Here is a 1187-nt window from a genome sequence, read left to right as displayed (position 1 = left end):
AACGATTCCAACTGCACTGTTGTGAAAAGAGACTCCTGAAAAACATCCATACCGCGCACTGAACCAAAATCCTCTGTGGGTTATCGTTTTCCGTATTGTATCTAACCCAATGTTCTCAGGCGACAAAATCAACAGCCTGCTAGACAACCAAGGCAGCCTCTCCGAGCGAATCTCCCAAATTCAGAGTGATTTAAGTGGACCAGCCGATAGAGACCTATTAGACAACTCTATGGCGTCGCTAGAGGGGCTGCTTAGCATGAGCAACGAAAACCTACCAGAGCTCTTAAGTAGCCAACCGGATGTAGCCTTGGTAAAGCTTGCCAAATTCGATCACAACGTCCGAAGTGACACATTGATGCGCTTCGCCGCAAACCGGCTAGAAACCGTGATGCGCAACAAACGAAAAATTGATCAAGGCGCCGGACTGGAATCGACCCAGGAAATCGACAACCAAAGCGAGCTATTATCCAAGAAGCTCATATGGGCTTGGATGAAAGATCCTTCGCTTGCTCTCGCTGTAAGGAAGGCGTTAGAAATCTACCCTTCCACCGAACTTGCGGAACCAGTATTTAACGCAATTTTCAGGCGCTGTAGTTTTCACTGCACAAGTACCCATGATGAGGTCACTTCTGCAACGGCAGATTACTTAATGGCCGACGTGTTTCGCTGCTGTATCGAGCTAAACGGCTATTTTCAGCGTGTAGAATTCCCTAGAAATACAAGCCCAGATCAGCTACTACAACTTGCATGCCATTACGCCCAGAAAACGATGGCCTCCGCTAAAGTTCCAGTTTTTCTTCAAAGGCAAGCTCTTCTGCTATTAGCAGTCAAGCAGAAGCCCACATCATTTCCAAAGTCTCAGAATTTACTGCACCACAAATTACACTTAATTCTCTCAGGTAAAACACCCTCCTGGAATCGTCAATTTTTAGCACTCTACGAAGTAGCAGCACAAATTACAGGCATGCCGGACTCAATTGCAAATCTACTAGTTGAATCAGCAGAGTCTCTCGACTCCAAAAAACAAGAGGAGCTACTTGTTGACCTAGGGCCTGTTAACACTAATTTTGATAAAATCTGCGTTTATGGAAATCACAAAATCGCAATTCAAAATTATCGAACACCTGCTGCCTTTACAGCGAGGTAACGTCAAAATACCGAATATACAGGTCATAAACGCTGTTTTG

At 45.2% G+C, this 1187-nt stretch carries 1 protein-coding gene; it reads left to right on the top strand.

Translation table 11 applies throughout. From position 1 onward, the window contains the following. Nucleotides 1-256 precede the first annotated feature (256 nt). The gene (locus AB1S50_RS19475; RefSeq protein ID WP_367152938.1) at nucleotides 257-1147 is read left to right on the top strand and encodes a hypothetical protein; all 891 of its coding nucleotides are present in this window, start codon (nucleotides 257-259) and stop codon (nucleotides 1145-1147) included. The last annotated feature ends 40 nt before the right edge of the window (nucleotides 1148-1187 follow it).

Source organism: Microbulbifer discodermiae (assembly GCF_040742695.1).
GTDB lineage: Bacteria > Pseudomonadota > Gammaproteobacteria > Pseudomonadales > Cellvibrionaceae > Microbulbifer.
The sequence above is the reverse complement of the archived record's forward strand: the minus strand, read 5'-3'. Positions and strand labels throughout refer to the sequence as shown.

Coding starts and splice junctions, on each gene's coding strand:
- AB1S50_RS19475 (WP_367152938.1), top strand. CDS start 257: ATGAGCAACGAAAACCTACCAGAGCTCTTAAGTAGCCAACCGGATGTA.